Source organism: Aestuariivirga litoralis (genome assembly GCF_003234965.1).
GTDB classification, from domain to species: Bacteria; Pseudomonadota; Alphaproteobacteria; order Rhizobiales; family Aestuariivirgaceae; genus Aestuariivirga; species Aestuariivirga litoralis.
Genome location: NZ_QKVK01000003.1, coordinates 88656 through 103498 on the forward strand (window position 1 = coordinate 88656; position 14843 = coordinate 103498).

Here is a 14843-nt window from a genome sequence, read left to right on the forward strand (position 1 = left end):
CCTTTCGTTGCAGTATTGGTTGTCAGTGGCCGGACGCGCCGGCCTGCTTGAGGCGGGCGGGAAGCAGGAAGTCGAGGATGGCAAGCGCCAGGATGGCGGCCCCGCCGAGCGGGAAGGCCAGCCCCACGGCAAGCGCGATCAGCGCCACGCCGAAGCCCAGCCGGAAGTCTCGCGGATAGGCGGGAACGCCGATCCGGCCTACCGGTCGGCGCAGCCACCACATCACCACGCCCGACACGCAGGCGAAGATCACGGCGAGGCAGAACAGCGCGTTGAGCGCCACGTTCCACCAGCCGAGCTGGCCCTCGTGCAGCGCGATGCCCACCGCCATGAGCTTGCCGAAGACCGGGTAGTCGGCGAACTTCACGTCGGCGAGGATGCGCCCGGTATACTGGTCGACATGCACCGTGCGGTCGGCGGTGGGGTTGGTGCTGTCATAGCTCATCGAGTCCTGGCTCAGCGTCCACACGCCGGCCTCGTCGGCCGGTGCGGCGATCTGGAAGCGGCCCGCGATCCCGAGTGCGCGCCCCAGCGCCGCAAGGGATTCGGCATTGACGGGAACGCCCTCGGGCAGACCCTCGATCCCCGCCGTCGAACCGGACTTCGGCAGCAGCGTCTGCTCCAGCGTCCACGGCACCTCCTTGGTCGCGCCATGGTTCATGCTGGCATGGGCCTTGTCGGAGAGGGGCACGTTGTCCCACTTCTCCGCCGGGAAGGTGCTCCACGCCTGCATCATCTTGCCGCCCCACACCCCGGCCCAGGCAAGGCCTGAGAGCAGGAAGAACAGCAGCACCACCGACATCCAGGCGCCCAGCGTCTGGTGCAGGCTGCGCCACAGGGCGCGGCCGCGCAGCGCCAGGTCGGGCTTGAGCGCCGCGCCGAGCCCGCGGCCATTGCGCGGCCACCACAGGTACAGCCCGGTGAGCAGCAGGGTGATGCCGAGGCTGGCCGCCGTCTCGACGACATAGTCGCCCGGGCCGCCATTGCCCCCCACCAGGAGCTCGCCATGGACGTTGGTCATGAACTCGTTCCACGTGCCGGCCTCGGCGACGTCACGCAGGATGGCGCCGTCGTGAGGGTCGAGCGCCAGCATGCGGTTGCCGGTGTCGAGGTCGACGCGCACGAGGGCCGGATAGTCCGGCCCCCAGGGCGTGACGTACTTGCCGAGCCTGCCGCCAGGATGGGCGGCCAGCGCCTTGTCCACCTGCTGGGTGACCGTCAGCTGCCGGGCCTGCGGCGTGACCTTCAGCCAGTCGCCATATTCCGGCGCGACGCCGGTGACGAACAGCATGACGAGGCCGGAAACGGCGAGGATGACGAGAAACGGCGCCACGATGAGGCCGGCATAGAAGTGCCAGCGCCACACGGCGCGATAGAGCCTGGTACTCGCCACAGCATCCTGCTGCGGCATGATGGTTGAAGACATGGGTTTCCCCCGGAATCGATGACGTGGTCGGGCACGGCTCCGCGGAGCCGCGCCGGTTTCAGCACAGGTCGATCAGGTGGAAGCGGGGGGTCCGCGCGGCGGACTGGCGTCGAGCAGCGCCTGCAGCGGCGGTGCGATGGCATCCGCGGCGCTCGCCTCCGGCGTGGCGGATCGGCGTGGCACCGCCGTGAAGGCGGGCGCTGCCGTGGCCAGGCTGGGGCTGCAGCCGGGGCAATGATTGCCGCACAGCACGCAATGGTCGTGGCTGGTCTGGTGCTGGCCGCCACCCGGCTGCGGCAAGTCCTGGCCGCAGACCGACAGCAGCAGGTCACGTTCCAGCGCCAAGGCGGCGGAGAGGGCGGGTTGCGGCAGAAGACCGATGAGGGCAGGCAGCAGCAGGGCAAGCGCCACCGCCTGGGCGAACCAGCGGCGCAGTGCTCTCAGCCTGGTGACGATTCCCCCGCGCATCGGCCCACATAAGCGCAAGGCGCTGGGCGTGTAAACCGCGCCGGGGTCGCAGGGAGGTTCAGCCGCCCGCGAGGCTCGACAGGGCCTGCAGCAGGGACAGCTGCCCGGACGGGCCGCCAGCCAGCGCCTGCAGCGTATCGGGGTTCTGGGCAGCCACCAGGACGGCGGACACCACGAGGGCAGCCACGCCGCGGCGCACCCACTTGCTGGCGAAGAACAGCGCGATGGCGACGGTGGCAAGGATGCGGAAGGGCAGCGTGATCATGGGCAGCGCCTACTTGCTGGCCGTGCCGGCGATGGCCGAACCGGTGCGGGCCGGTTCCAGCGACACCCACTTGCGCGGGTCCTGCGCCGACTGGCGCTTCAGCATGGTGTAGCCCGTGTCGCCCCAGGCGCGGATCTCGTTGCGGCGGTTGTCGAGGATGTAGTCGCCGGCGGCAGAGGTCAGCGTCAGCACGGCATGGCCCTCGCCATGCTCGTCCAGCACCACGGTGATGCGCAGGGCCTCTTCCGGAATGCCCTTCGACACCAGGATCTTCTTCTTCAGCAGCACCACGTCCTCGCAGTCGCCGGCATCGGTCGGGATGGTCCAGTATTCGGGCGTGCCATAGAGGGTTTCGTCGGTGACCGGTGCGATGGCGCCATTGACGAAGGCGTTGACCATGCGCACCAGCAGCCACTTCTCCTCGCTCATCGAGGCGCGGCGCTTGTGGGCACCGTCGGGCTGGCAGTTTTCGGGGTTGCGCTGGCAGAACTCGACGAAACCGATGGGCGGCAGGGTTTCGGAATACTCGCGGGCGAAGGCCGCTGATTTCTGGGCGGCAGCGGCGAGCGACGGGGCGGCGAGCGCCAGAAGGCAGCCCAGCAGCAGTGCCACTCCCTTTCCGATCTTACCCATCCCCATGCCCCGGCCATATCGTTAATATGGCGTAAACATGCCTTGGGGCCGCCGGACGGGCAATCGTAAACGAAAAGTTAAGTTAACGGCCGGGGGCGGCGGCGGGGCTCAGTGGTGTTCGCGGCGGACCTCGGCGCGGTCCGCGGTGCCGACGTCGTGCATCATGTTGACGAAGATCGAGGCGGTCCAGCCGAAGTTGAACAGCCCGGAAATGGCGATGACCGGACCGATCAGCCGCCAGGCCGGGGGCAAGCTCACCGTATTGTCGCCCAGCGTGGTGTAGTTCTCGAGCACGAAGTAATAGGCATCCCTCAGGCCGGGGATGAGGCCGCTCCACCAGATGGGCCAGGCCCACATCAGCGTCACGACGAGGTGCAGCCCGGCAAGCGAGGCGGTGGCGACCGAGAGCACGGCATTGCGGTGCCAGGGAGCGTGGTCGGCGGACCATCTTCGGGTGAAGTGGCGGTAGACCAGCCGGACCCCCACGCCATGCACCAGGATGACGAGACTGAGAATGGCAAGGCCGATCAGCATCTCGGCCAGGGGATAGGTGAGGATCAGCGTTTCGGCGTCGGTCATTGCCGCGATTTCAGCGCCGCCACCGTGTTCTGCTTGGCAACATAGTTCTCCCGCGCATTGTAGGCGACCTGGCGTCCGCCGTTCATCTTGTCCTCGATGCGGCGGATGTAGTTGTTGAGCTTGTGGTCCTTGAGGTCGGCCACGTTCAGGTCGCGCCAGAACTCGCCAAGGCTCAGCTCGGTCGCGGCCTGGGAGGGCAGGTAGACATAGTCCGGCCCTTCCAGCAGGATGACCTCCGGGCCAAACTGTTCGTAACGGCCATACTTCCTGTTTGCCATCGCGCCGGGCGGCAGCAGCGGCACCACGTCATTCTCGTCCACCACCCGCAGCAGCGGCAGGAAGCCAAGCTGCGCCACGCCTTCCGAAGTGGTGAAGCGCGGCTGGCCATAGGTGTAGATCTTGTCCACCTTGTAGCCGTCCTCGATCATGTAGATGCCGAGTATGGCCGCCACCGCGCCGCCGAGCGAATGGCCGACGAGGTAGGTCTTGTAGCCGGTCTTCAGGTAGGGCTGGGCATCCTTCCACACGGCGCGGGCATCCTGGTCGAAGCCGGTGTGGATGGGGATCTTGGTGGCGCGGTCGACGCGCAGCTTGGCATCGAAGTCTTCCTTCAGCGTGGTGTCGTCGGTGGTGCCGCGCACCACCAGATACTGCACCTTGGCCTTGTCGTCGGTCTCGATGAAGTACTGCACGTCGCGGCCGCCGGGCGTCGCCACCCGGGTGGCCTTCGGATAGGCGCTGCGGATCTGCGCCGGGCTGGCATAGGCCGCCTTGGCGCGCTTGGCGTTCACGTCGAGTGTGGCGAAGTCGATCTTTTCCTGGACGACTTCCGAGCCCAGCGTCTGGAGTTCACCCTTGGGAAGGCTGGCACAGCCGGCCAGAAGGCTGATGCTGACGAGGGCGGCCATCGCCTGCCGCATGCCTGGGCGCAGCACCGCGCCGCCCATCGTGATCGAAACCAACGCCGCCAAGTCTCCAGTTCGGGAATCGACTCACCTTGGCGCGAGGAACCTGCCGCGTCAATCGCAGGAGGCGGTGCAGCGGGTCTTTCAGGCCCGCTGCCGGAACATCAGTTCTGCGCCAGGTCGGTGCGGCGGAACTTCAGCACGTCGCCGTCATTGCCCTTGGCAACGTACCAGCCGCCCTGCTGGCTGATGCGGCCGCACTTGGCCTCGCCCTTGGTCCACTTGTCGAAGGAGACGCACAGCGCCGAACCCTTCATGAACCAGCGGCCGGTGTCCTGCTGGCCATAGGCGACGCCGGTGATCGATCCGCCACGGCTTCCCGTGAAATTCACGCGGTAGCCCTTCACCTGGGCCTCGAACTGGCCGGGGAACAGCTTGGTGACCTCGGCACGGCCGAGGGGTGCCGCCTCAGCCATGCCGGCGAGGGGGAGAGTGGTGGCAGCAATCAGGCTTGCCGCAAGAGCGGTGCGAAGGTTCATGGTGATGAAGCCCCTTGTTTGCGGCAAGCCAAGGCCCCCTGGCCGCTTGCCCGTTTGGTTTTCGGACGCCCCTTTGGCAGCCCCATGTGGTCGAAATATGGGGATCACATGGCTTAATGTCTCGTTGATGTCGATCAAAAGCGCAGTATTGCCACACTGTTCAGTTGTATTCATTGGCTGTACTCGCGCATTCTAGCGCAATGCGGGCATTCGTCTCCGTTCTCTAGCCGGTTTGTGGCGATTATACTCGGCCTCGGGCTGCAAACGATTCAGAGATACTTCACCATGACCCGCTGTTTTGGTGCCGCTGCAGGCCGTTGAAGGCGGCGCGGCCCGTGCTAGGGAACGGCATGCGCCGTCTCGACAGCTTTCTCGACAATGGCTTCCTCCGCTTTGCGGCGGAGGAGCCGATGCTTGCATGGGCCCGCCATGCCCGCCCCCTGGCCGCGGTGGCCGCGAAGGATGAGGCCCAGGCCCACTGGTTGCGCTGCGGCGGCACGTGGTTCGTCGGCGTCGATGCCCTGCCCAACGACCATGCCGGACGGGTGGCGGACGGCCCGCCGCTGGCCGGGGCGGCCATGGATTTCATCCGGCACGGGCTGGGCCTTTCCCTGCCCCTGCACCGGGCACAGGTCTCGGTGTGCTACCCGGGCTACCCGCGCCCTTCGGAGGAGGAAAGTGCCGCTGCCTTTGCCTTCCGCCGCACCCGCGATGCCGCCCATGTCGACGGCCTGCTGGCCGAAGGGCCGGAGAAGCGGCGCTACCTGCGCGAACCCCATGCCTATGTCCTTGGCGTGACGCTCACCGAGCACGCCGCCGGGGCAGCCCCGCTCACCGTGTGGCGGGGCTCGCACCAGGTGATGCGGGCGATGTTCGCACAGGCCTTCGCCGGCCACACGCCGGAGACCTGGAAGGACATCGACGTGACCGCTGCCTACCAGGATGCACGGCGCCGGGTCTTCGACAGCTGCGAGCGGGTGGTGCTGGCCTCCGCACCCGGCGAGGCGGTGCTTGTGCATCGCCATCTCCTGCATGGCGTGGCGCCCTGGGAGGACGGAGCGGCCGCGCCGCCGGAAGGCCGGATGATCGCCTATTTCCGCCCCGAGTTCGCGGCGGTGGGCGACTGGCTTGATCGGCCGTGACGGGCGCGCCTAAGCTCGGCCAATTCCGGAGGGTGCCGTGACGGTTTATGACGACCTGGGTGTGAGGACACTCATCAACGCCAAGGGCACGGCCACCAGGCTTTCGGGCGGCATCATGCGGCCGGAGGTTTCGGCTGCCATGGTGGCGGCCTCGCAGGCCTGCGTCGACATTGCCGAGCTGCAGGCGGCGGCCTCGCGCATCATCTCGGAAGCGACCGGCGCCGAAGCGGGCTATGTCGCCTCGGGCGCATCGGCCTGCCTGCTGCTCGGGGCTGCCGCCTGCATCACCGGGCTCGACCCGGGCAGGATGGCGCGGCTTCCCGATGCCGCCGGCATGAAGAACGAATGCGTGATGGTGCGCAGCCAGCGCAATTTCTATGACCACGCCATCCGCGCCGCGGGACTGAGGATCATCGAGGTGGGCCTGCCGGACCGCTATGCAGGCGCCGGCGTGCGCGATGCGGAAGGCTGGGAGATCGACGACGCGATCACCGACCGGACCGCCTGCGTCTTCTATGTCGCCGATGCGCAGGCGCGGCCGCCGCTGGCCGACGTCACCGCCGTGGCCCATGCGCGCGGCGTGCCGGTGCTGGTCGATGCCGCGGCACAGCTGCCGCCGCAATCCAACCTCAGGCGCTTCATTGCCGAGGGCGCCGATCTCGTGGCCTTCTCCGGCGGCAAGGCGCTGGGCGGCCCCCAGGCCAGCGGCATCCTCGCCGGGCGGCGCGACCTCGTCATGGCGGCGGCGCTGCAGCACCTCGACCTCGACATCTTCTGGGACATGTGGTCACCGCCCCCGACGCTGATCGACAAATATCGCCTGAAGGGTGCCCCCGCCCACGGCATCGGGCGGAGCTGCAAGGCCGGGAAGGAGGAAATCGTCGGGCTCTTGACGGCGCTGCGCCTGTTCATCGCCGAGGGCGACGCGGCGCGCCATGCCCGCTGGCTGAAGGACTGCGAGACGGTGGCCGCCGCCCTCGACGGCTTCCTCGTCACCATCACCGGCAGCAACGACACGGGGGCCGTGCCCATCGTGGAGATCACCCTCGACCCGGAGCAGATGAGCCCCACCGAACTGTGCCTCAGGCTGCAGACGGGGGAGCCGGCCGTGGTCCTCGACCCGGGGCAGCGCGACAAGGGCATCGTCACCGTCAACCCCATGTGCCTGAGGCCGGGGGAAGCGCAGGTTACAGGCGAGCAGATCGCGCGCGTTCTGCGGGAATTATAAATTCATTTGCATTATTCCGGATTCGGCGCATGATCCCCGTCAAGAAACAGGGATGGAGCCATGTCCCTCAAGGGGACGAACCAGGAATTCGGCAGGCCCTATAACCGGCGGATCGTGCTCGAGACGATCCGGCAGCACGGGCCGATCGAACGCGCCGGCATCGCGCAGAAGGTGGGCCTGACCGTCCAGACGGTGGCCAACATCATCCGCGAGCTGGAGGAGCTGGGCCTGGTGTCCGGCGAGCGCACCCACCGCAAGAGCCGCGGCTCGCCGCCCATGAGCCTGACGCTGAACCCGCAGGGCGCCTATGCCATCGGCGTCAATGTCACGCCGCGCGGCATCGAGGCGGCCCTGGTCGACCTTGCCGGCAGCATCGTGGAGGTGCAGCGCCTCGCCATGTCGCCGCCCCACCCCGATGACAGCTTCCGCGAGATCGGCCGGCTGGTGGAGACCTTCCGCGCCGCCACCAGCGGGCGCATGCTGCTCGGCATCGGCCTTGCCATGCCCGGCCCCTTCGACGTCGACAAGATGAGCTTCGTGGGGCCCACCACGCTCGAAAGCTGGCGCGGCGTTGCGGTGGCCGAGCGACTGTCGGAAGCGACCGGCCTTGCCGCCTTCGTCGAGACCGACATGGCCGCCGCAGCCCTGGGCGAGAGCCTGCATGGTGCGGGACGCAATGTCAGCGCCTTCTATTATCTCTATTTCGGGGTCGGCCTCGGCGGCTCGATGGTGAAGGACGGGGTGCCGCTGCGCGGCTTCTATGGCAATGCAGGCGAGATCGGCCACGTGCCGATGGTGCCCAATGGCAGGCCCTGCTCCTGCGGCAACAAGGGCTGCCTCGAACGCTATGTGTCACTCGAGGCCTTCCAGCGCCGTGCGCCGATCATCGGCCAGCCCGCCTGGATCGAGGAGGCAGCGCCCCTTCTGCGCAACGCCATCGTGACGATCGAAAACCTTTTCGACCCCGAGACGGTGGTGATCGGCGGCATCATGGACGACGAACTGCTCGGCGAGCTGGTGGCCGCCCTCGACCCGTTGCCCACCTCGGTGGCCGACCGCAAGGGACGCACCGCACCGCGCATCATGCGTTCGGCCAGCGGGCAGGACGCGGTGCTGCGGGGCGCGGCCTCGCTCGCCTTCTCCGGCGTCCTGTCGCCGCGCTTCGGCCAGGATGGCGGCGAGAAGGACCCACTCTTCGCAAGGAGCCGTGTTGCATGAGCTTTCCCACCCTTCTCGAGCTCGACGACATCCGCATGAACTTCGGCGCCATCGAGGCGCTGAAGGGTGTCTCCTTCAAGGTCGGCAGGGGCGAGGTGGTGGCGCTCCTCGGCGACAATGGCGCGGGCAAGTCCACCCTCGTCAAGATCATCTCGGGCGGCCTCAAGGCGAGTGCCGGCCGCATGGTCTTCGATGGCGCGGAGCGCTTCTTCCCGACCCCGGCGGAGGCCAAGGCGCAAGGCATCGAGACCGTCTACCAGGACCTGTCGCTGTGCACCAACGTCGACGTCGTCGGCAATTTCTTCATGGGCCGCGAGATGGTGAAGAAGTGGCTGGGCCTCATCCCCGTGCTGCAGGAGAAGGAGATGGAGCAGGTGGTGGCGCAGGCACTGAAGAACGCCGGCACGCGAATCCCGTCGCTCCGCACCAATGTCGAGAACCTGTCCGGCGGCCAGCGCCAGGCCATCGAGCTCAACCGCTTCGCCCACTGGGGCGGCAAGCTGGTGCTACTCGACGAGCCCTTCGCGGCCTTGGGCGTGGAGCAGACGAGGCGCGGCCTCGACCTCATCAAGCGCATCGCCGCGCAGGGGATCGGCGTCATCATCATCACCCACATCATGCAGCAGGCCTTCCAGGTGGCAGACCGCATCGTGGTCATCCGCCAGGGCCGCGTCGCAGGAGACGTGCCGACGAAACAGACGAGCCCCGACGAGGTCGTGGGGCTCATCACCGGCGAGGCTCTCACCAGCCAAGCCCAAGAAACGAGGCCGAACGGCCCACTGCACTGAGCCACGACAAGAGCAACCCACAGAGGAGACGAACATGAACCGACTGCGCCGTCTTTTGACTGCCTCCATCGCGATTGCCGCGGTGGGGCTGGTCTCGCCCGCCTTCGCCCAGTCCAAGGGCAAGATCTACTACATGGTGCCGACGCTGCTGGACGAGTTCCAGACCGAGTCGGTCTCCGCCATCACCAAGTTCATGGGCGACGTGGGCTATGAGGTGGTCACGCTGAATGCCGACAACAAGACCGACCTGCAGCAGAGCCAGATGAACGACACCATCCTGCAGAAGCCCTCGGCGATCATCCTTGCCGCGGTGGACTTCAACGCGCTCGCCCCCTCGATCGAGAAGGCGCGCGCCGCGGGGATCCCGGTCATGATCTTCGACCGCCAGATCACCTCGACGCCGTCCGACCTCACCTCGGTGGCCGGCACGGTGGAGATCGGCCATGTGGCGGGCGACGAGATCGCCAAGCTGCTCAAGGCCAAGAACGGCGACGTGAAGGGCAAGGTGCTGCAGGTGCTGGGCGATCCGTCCGACCCCTACACGCTCGACATCCAGAAGGGCTTCGAGGAGAAGATGAAGCCCTTCCCCGGCGTCGAGATCATCTCGCTTCCGGCCATGCAGTGGGAAGCCTCCAATGCCGGCACCATCGTCGCCGACCAGCTGGTTGCGAACCCCGACATCGACCTCATCTTCGTGCACGCCGCGCACCTCGCGGTGGCCGCGGTCGCCTCGCTCGAGGCCAAGGGCAAGAAGCCGGGCGACGTGATGCTGGTTTCTTCCAACGGCGCACCCGTCGGCCTCGACCTGATCCGCAAGGGCTGGGAGAACGTCGAGGTGGAGCAGCCGCTCTATGCCCAGGCAGCAGCGCTTGCCATGTTCGCCGACAAGGTGGTGAACAAGCAGGAGATCAAGCCCGGCGACTACAAGGTGCTCGGCCTCGACTCGGTGATGACCGTGGAGAGCTGGGGCCCCAACATCAAGATCCCGGGTGCTGCCATCACCAAGGACAATGTCGACGAGCCGCGCTTCTGGGGCAACCTGAAGGCACCCGCCGACAAGATCACCCCGGTGCAGTAGGGACGCTTCCCCCAACGACCGTCATCCCGGCGAAAGCCGGGACCCAGCTTCCTTCATGACGCCCAAAGCTGGGCCCCGGCTTTCGCCGGGGTGACGGCAGAGGGGGAAACGAAACACGGATCCGGACCATGACCTCACCCCGCCAGCGCGCGACAGCCGAATTCATCCTCGACCATCTCGTCTGGTTCATGCTGGCGGTGGTGCTGATCGCGTTCTCGCTCTTCGTGCCGAACTTCTTCCAGATCGGCATCTTCGCCAACATCATCGAGCAGTCGACCTTCGTCGGCGTGATGGCGATCGGGCTCGCCATCGTCATCATCGCCGGGCACATGGACCTGTCGGTGGAATCGACTGCCGCGCTGGCCGCCATGATCACCGGCATATTGTTCTGCTCGCGCGGCATCGGCATGGGGCTGGTGCTGACGCCGGAATGGCTGGCGATCCCCGTGTCGCTCGCCGTCGCGCTCGCCGTCGGCGCGGTCATCGGTTTTCTCAACGGCTTCTTCACCGTCAAGATGAAGATGAACGCCTTCATCGTGACGCTCGCCTCCTATATCTGGGTGCGCGGCCTCGTGGTGGCCATCTCCGGCGGGCGCTCGGCGCAGGACCTGTCGCCCTCGCTGCGCTTCATCGGCATCGAGCAGTTCCTCTACATCCCGCTCATCGCGTGGATCGCCATCCTCTGCTTCGTCGTCTTCTCCTTCATCATGCAGCGAACGCCCTTCGGGCGTCACATCACGCTGATCGGCGGCAATGCGGTGGCGGCTTTCCGTGCCGGCATCAAGGTCGACCGGCTGATGTTCATCTCCTTCATCCTCGCGGGCGCCATCGCGGGGCTGGCGGGCTGGCTGCTCGCCATCCGCACCTCCGGCGCCACCGCCAATCTCGGCACCGGCATGCTGTTCAACGCCTTCGCCGCCGTGGTGATCGGCGGCGTCAGCCTGAAAGGCGGCGTGGGCAAGCTGCCGGGCGTCTATGCCGGCGTGCTGCTGCTCTCTTCCATCCATACCGCCATCAACCTGATGGGGTTGCCCGCCCATTACACGCAGGTGATCCTTGGTCTCCTGGTTCTCGCGGCGGTGCTGCTCGACACGCTGAAACTCCAGATCCGCCAGAGGTTCGCATGATGGGACGGCTTGAAGGCAAGGTCGCGCTGGTCATTGGTGCTGCGCGCGGCATCGGCGAGGGCATCGCCCAGCGCTTCGTCGAGGAAGGGGCGAAGGTCGTCATCGCCGACACCGAGGTGGAGGCCGGCAAGGAGACGGCGGCGCGCCTGAAGGGCCTCTTCATCGAGACCGACATCTCGCGCATGGACCATGCGCAGCGCGCAGTCCAGACCGCACTCGACGGCTTCGGCAGCCTCGACATCCTCGTCCAGAATGCCGGCATCTATCCCTGGACGCTGATCGAGAAAACCTCGCCTGAGGAATGGGACAAGGTGCTGGCCGTCAACCTCAAGGGCACCTTCCTCGCCGCTCGCGCCGCCCTGCCGCACATGAAGGCGAAGAAGGCGGGCCGCATGATCTTCACCTCGTCGATCACCGGCCCGCGGGTGACGAGCCCCGGGCACGGCCACTATTCGGCCTCCAAGGCAGGCATCAACGGCTTCATCAAGTCGGCGGCGCTGGAATTCTCGGGCTACGGCATCACGGTCAACGGCATCGAGCCCGGCAACATCCTCACCTCAGGGATGCAGATGCACCGCTCGCCCGAATTCATCCGCTCGATGGAGGTGGCCGTGCCGCTGGGGCGGCTGGGCACCCCGCGTGACATCGCCAATTGCGCCCTGTTCCTCGCCTCGGACGATGCCTCCTACATCACGGGGACGACCATCATCGTCGACGGCGGCCAGACGCTGCCCGAGGGGGCGGATTTCCGGATCAACCCGGATTGAAGATCGACGTCCCCTCCCCGCCAAGGGGGAGGGGAATTTGCGTATGGCTGGTGCCCGCCCCCGGGGTTTGACTTGCGCCCCCGACACGCTAAATACGCCCCAAAATCCATTTCCGAAGGCATTCGACCATGGCCAAGCCGCGCACGCTCTATGACAAGATCTGGGATGACCACCTCGCCCACGAGGCCGAGGACGGCACGGCGCTGCTCTATATCGACCGCCACCTCGTCCATGAAGTCACCAGCCCCCAGGCCTTCGAGGGCCTGCGCATGACCGGCCGCAAGGTGCGCCACCCGGAGAAGACGCTGGCCGTGGTCGACCACAACGTGCCGACCACCGACCGCTCCAAGGGCATCGCGGAGGAGGAAAGCCGCGTCCAGGTGGAGACGCTGGCCAAGAATGCCGCCGAATTCGGCATCAAGTACTTCAACGAGCTCGACAAGCGCCAGGGCATCGTCCACGTGGTGGGCCCCGAGCAGGGCTTCACGCTCCCCGGCACCACCATCGTCTGCGGTGACAGCCACACTTCCACCCACGGCGCCTTCGGGGCACTCGCGCATGGCATCGGCACCTCCGAGGTCGAGCACGTGCTCGCCACCCAGACGCTGATCCAGAAGAAGGCCAAGAACATGCTCGTCCAGGTGGACGGCAAGCTGCCCAGGCACTCGACCGCGAAGGACATCATCCTCGCCGTCATCGGCCAGATCGGCACGGCGGGCGGCACGGGCTCGGTCATCGAATTCGCCGGCGAGGCGATCCGTGACCTCTCGATGGAAGGCCGCATGACGGTGTGCAACATGACGATCGAGGGCGGCGCCCGCGCCGGCATGATCGCCCCCGACGAGAAGGCTTACGAATACCTCAAGGGCCGCCCCATGGCGCCCAAGGGCGAGGCCTGGGACAAGGCTGTTGCCTACTGGAACACCCTGAAGACCGACGAGGGTGCGCATTTCGACCGCGTCATCACGCTCGATGCCGCCAACCTGCCACCCATCGTCTCCTGGGGCACGAGCCCAGAGGACGTGATGTCGATCGAGGCCGTCATCCCCAACCCGGACGACATCGCGGATGAAGGCAAGCGCCAGTCCAAGTGGCGGGCCCTCGAATACATGGGACTGAAGCCCGGCACCAAGATGACCGACGTCGACCTCGATGTCGTGTGGATCGGCTCCTGCACCAATGGCCGCATCGAGGACCTGCGCACCGTGGCGAAGATCGTCGAGGGCAAGAAGGTCTCCGACCGGCTGGCCTATGCCATGATCGTGCCGGGGTCGGGCCTGGTGAAGGAACAGGCCGAGGCCGAGGGGCTGGACAAGATCTTCAAGGCGGCGGGCTTCGAATGGCGCGAGCCGGGTTGCTCCATGTGCCTCGGCATGAACCCGGACCAGCTGAAGCCCGGACAGCGCTGTGCCTCGACCTCCAACCGCAACTTCGAGGGCCGCCAGGGCTACAAGGGCCGCACCCACCTCCTGTCGCCCGAGATGGCGGCGGCGGCCGCACTGGCCGGCCGCTTCGTCGACGTGCGCAACCTGGGCTGAGTCCCCCTGCGGTGATTCTGCTGATCGGCCCCGCCTCACCCGCGGGGCCGTTCGCATTCCGCCAGGGAGGTTCGCCCTTCCCCTTGATTGCACTTTGAATTTTCTACCCGGGAAAGTTCATTTGCGAACAATCCGCGGCTCGGCTAGGGGCTAGTCCCGACTGCGTTCCGGCACGGGGAAGACTTCGGCAGGAACAAAGACATCTTGGGGAAATTGAATGGTCGCATCACGACTGTGATGCAGATCATTAACGGTTGCTGAACTTCTCGTTAAACCTTATGTCACCGGCGTGGCGATAAGGTGATGCCAACGTCAAGGCCGGCGCCAATATTCGAGTGGGGGTTAAAGTGGCTAGTTCATCTGTTCAGGCGGACGCGAAGTTCCTGCGCCGCATTTTCCTCGGCCTGGTGTTCCTGACCCTCGTCACCGGCGGGCTTGCCGGCTTCACCACCGTGCAGGCGATGACCGGTTCCGCCGGCAGCTGCGCGGTTGCCTGCGAATAGCCTGACCTTCATGGCGGACCACCGGCTGGCCGGACTCTCCGCCCCCTCCATCAGCGACATCGAAGAGCTTGCGGCAGAGGCCTATGCGTCCCTGCCGCCGGATTTCCGCGCGCTCTGCGGCGAGGTGGTCATCTCCGTCGCCGACTTCCCCACGCAAGAGGTGCAGAAGGACATGGACGCGGGGCCCTTCGATCTCCTTGGCCTGTTCCAGGGCATCGGGCTCGCCCATGATTCAGCGACGCCCGAGACGGGCCGCATGCCCAACATGGTCTTCCTCTATCGCCGCGCCATCCTCGACTACTGGGCCGAGCATGAGGAAACGCTGGGCGCCATCGTCACCCACGTCCTGGTGCACGAGATCGGCCACCATTTCGGCCTCTCCGACGACGACATGTACGGAATCGAGGATCGCACCCCCTGAAACGGCGAAACCGGCCGTGGAGGGAAGGGTCACGGCCGGCTTCTCCAGGGACTGCGCAGTTCCGGTCACGGGGTTTGCAGGGGATAGGGGATCGGGACCCGCAGTGACGGGGAGAACAGTGCTTCGGGCTGTCTCCACTGCCCCTGAAAACCCCTGTCGCGGTGGAATGGTTCCCCTGAAAGGCGCCCATGTTGCAGCCACTGCCCTTCCCCTCTATA

At 66.6% G+C, this 14843-nt stretch carries 17 protein-coding genes; 10 read left to right on the top strand and 7 right to left on the bottom strand.

Going from position 1 to position 14843, the window contains the following annotated elements:
• Positions 1–22: 22 nt before the first annotated feature.
• The 7 genes from DK847_RS07675 to DK847_RS07705 all read right to left on the bottom strand — a co-directional run bounded on the left by DK847_RS07675 (position 23) and on the right by DK847_RS07705 (position 4815).
• Positions 23–1426, bottom strand: coding sequence for a PepSY-associated TM helix domain-containing protein (locus DK847_RS07675; protein ID WP_111197473.1), 1404 nt, complete (start codon positions 1424–1426; stop codon positions 23–25).
• Positions 1427–1498: 72 nt separating this feature from the next.
• Positions 1499–1894 (bottom strand): hypothetical protein, encoded by a 396-nt coding sequence (locus DK847_RS07680; RefSeq protein ID WP_111197475.1) that lies wholly within the window; start codon positions 1892–1894, stop codon positions 1499–1501.
• Positions 1895–1952: 58 nt separating this feature from the next.
• The gene (locus DK847_RS07685) at positions 1953–2159 is read right to left on the bottom strand and encodes a hypothetical protein (protein WP_111197477.1); all 207 of its coding nucleotides are present in this window, start codon (positions 2157–2159) and stop codon (positions 1953–1955) included.
• A 9-nt stretch (positions 2160–2168) separates the two neighbouring features.
• Positions 2169–2792 carry a transglutaminase-like cysteine peptidase gene (locus DK847_RS07690; RefSeq protein WP_161957189.1) on the bottom strand — a complete coding sequence of 208 codons (624 nt, stop codon included), beginning with the start codon at positions 2790–2792 and terminating at the stop codon, positions 2169–2171.
• 108 nt (positions 2793–2900) lie between these two features.
• Positions 2901–3371 carry an ion channel gene (locus DK847_RS07695; protein ID WP_111197480.1) on the bottom strand — a complete coding sequence of 157 codons (471 nt, stop codon included), beginning with the start codon at positions 3369–3371 and terminating at the stop codon, positions 2901–2903.
• Entirely contained in the window at positions 3368–4333 is a 966-nt protein-coding gene (locus tag DK847_RS07700) for a lipase family protein (protein ID WP_111197482.1), read from the bottom strand. The genes DK847_RS07695 and DK847_RS07700 overlap by 4 nt, the downstream gene beginning before the upstream one ends.
• Before the next feature lie 107 nt (positions 4334–4440).
• Positions 4441–4815, bottom strand: coding sequence for a hypothetical protein (locus DK847_RS07705; protein ID WP_146256072.1), 375 nt, complete (start codon positions 4813–4815; stop codon positions 4441–4443).
• A gap of 350 nt (positions 4816–5165) precedes the next feature.
• Here DK847_RS07705 and DK847_RS07710 point away from each other — a divergent pair, with 350 nt between their 5' ends.
• From DK847_RS07710 to DK847_RS07750, 10 genes are all read left to right on the top strand, one after another.
• Positions 5166–5957 (top strand): hypothetical protein, encoded by a 792-nt coding sequence (locus tag DK847_RS07710; protein ID WP_111197485.1) that lies wholly within the window; start codon positions 5166–5168, stop codon positions 5955–5957.
• Positions 5958–5994: 37 nt separating this feature from the next.
• The gene (locus DK847_RS07715) at positions 5995–7185 is read left to right on the top strand and encodes an aminotransferase class V-fold PLP-dependent enzyme (RefSeq protein WP_111197487.1); all 1191 of its coding nucleotides are present in this window, start codon (positions 5995–5997) and stop codon (positions 7183–7185) included.
• Positions 7186–7245: 60 nt separating this feature from the next.
• Positions 7246–8403, top strand: a complete 1158-nt coding sequence (locus DK847_RS07720; protein ID WP_111197489.1) for an ROK family transcriptional regulator — start codon at positions 7246–7248, stop codon at positions 8401–8403.
• Positions 8400–9191: an ATP-binding cassette domain-containing protein gene (locus DK847_RS07725; protein ID WP_111197491.1), complete on the top strand. Its 792-nt coding sequence runs from the start codon at positions 8400–8402 to the stop codon at positions 9189–9191. The genes DK847_RS07720 and DK847_RS07725 overlap by 4 nt, the downstream gene beginning before the upstream one ends.
• A 34-nt stretch (positions 9192–9225) precedes the next feature.
• Complete coding sequence (locus DK847_RS07730; RefSeq protein WP_425358686.1) at positions 9226–10269, top strand: sugar ABC transporter substrate-binding protein; 1044 nt, start codon at positions 9226–9228, stop codon at positions 10267–10269.
• A gap of 128 nt (positions 10270–10397) precedes the next feature.
• Positions 10398–11396 (top strand): ABC transporter permease, encoded by a 999-nt coding sequence (locus DK847_RS07735; protein ID WP_111197493.1) that lies wholly within the window; start codon positions 10398–10400, stop codon positions 11394–11396.
• The gene (locus DK847_RS07740; protein ID WP_111197494.1) at positions 11393–12163 is read left to right on the top strand and encodes an SDR family NAD(P)-dependent oxidoreductase; all 771 of its coding nucleotides are present in this window, start codon (positions 11393–11395) and stop codon (positions 12161–12163) included. Before DK847_RS07735 ends, DK847_RS07740 begins: the two co-directional genes overlap by 4 nt.
• A gap of 128 nt (positions 12164–12291) precedes the next feature.
• Positions 12292–13701, top strand: a complete 1410-nt coding sequence (leuC, locus tag DK847_RS07745; RefSeq protein WP_111197496.1) for a 3-isopropylmalate dehydratase large subunit — start codon at positions 12292–12294, stop codon at positions 13699–13701.
• A 347-nt stretch (positions 13702–14048) separates the two neighbouring features.
• On the top strand, positions 14049–14204 hold the full coding sequence (locus DK847_RS20580) for a hypothetical protein (protein ID WP_161957190.1): 156 nt from the start codon (positions 14049–14051) through the stop codon (positions 14202–14204).
• Positions 14205–14214: 10 nt separating this feature from the next.
• Positions 14215–14625 (top strand): metallopeptidase family protein, encoded by a 411-nt coding sequence (locus tag DK847_RS07750; RefSeq protein ID WP_111197498.1) that lies wholly within the window; start codon positions 14215–14217, stop codon positions 14623–14625.
• Positions 14626–14843 lie beyond the last annotated feature (218 nt).

Coding starts and splice junctions, on each gene's coding strand:
- DK847_RS07675 (WP_111197473.1), bottom strand. CDS start 1,426: ATGTCTTCAACCATCATGCCGCAGCAGGATGCTGTGGCGAGTACCAGG.
- DK847_RS07680 (WP_111197475.1), bottom strand. CDS start 1,894: ATGCGCGGGGGAATCGTCACCAGGCTGAGAGCACTGCGCCGCTGGTTC.
- DK847_RS07685 (WP_111197477.1), bottom strand. CDS start 2,159: ATGATCACGCTGCCCTTCCGCATCCTTGCCACCGTCGCCATCGCGCTG.
- DK847_RS07690 (WP_161957189.1), bottom strand. CDS start 2,792: ATGGGTAAGATCGGAAAGGGAGTGGCACTGCTGCTGGGCTGCCTTCTG.
- DK847_RS07695 (WP_111197480.1), bottom strand. CDS start 3,371: ATGACCGACGCCGAAACGCTGATCCTCACCTATCCCCTGGCCGAGATG.
- DK847_RS07705 (WP_146256072.1), bottom strand. CDS start 4,815: ATGAACCTTCGCACCGCTCTTGCGGCAAGCCTGATTGCTGCCACCACT.
- DK847_RS07710 (WP_111197485.1), top strand. CDS start 5,166: ATGCGCCGTCTCGACAGCTTTCTCGACAATGGCTTCCTCCGCTTTGCG.
- DK847_RS07720 (WP_111197489.1), top strand. CDS start 7,246: ATGTCCCTCAAGGGGACGAACCAGGAATTCGGCAGGCCCTATAACCGG.
- DK847_RS07725 (WP_111197491.1), top strand. CDS start 8,400: ATGAGCTTTCCCACCCTTCTCGAGCTCGACGACATCCGCATGAACTTC.
- DK847_RS07730 (WP_425358686.1), top strand. CDS start 9,226: ATGAACCGACTGCGCCGTCTTTTGACTGCCTCCATCGCGATTGCCGCG.
- DK847_RS07735 (WP_111197493.1), top strand. CDS start 10,398: ATGACCTCACCCCGCCAGCGCGCGACAGCCGAATTCATCCTCGACCAT.
- DK847_RS07740 (WP_111197494.1), top strand. CDS start 11,393: ATGATGGGACGGCTTGAAGGCAAGGTCGCGCTGGTCATTGGTGCTGCG.
- leuC (WP_111197496.1), top strand. CDS start 12,292: ATGGCCAAGCCGCGCACGCTCTATGACAAGATCTGGGATGACCACCTC.
- DK847_RS07750 (WP_111197498.1), top strand. CDS start 14,215: ATGGCGGACCACCGGCTGGCCGGACTCTCCGCCCCCTCCATCAGCGAC.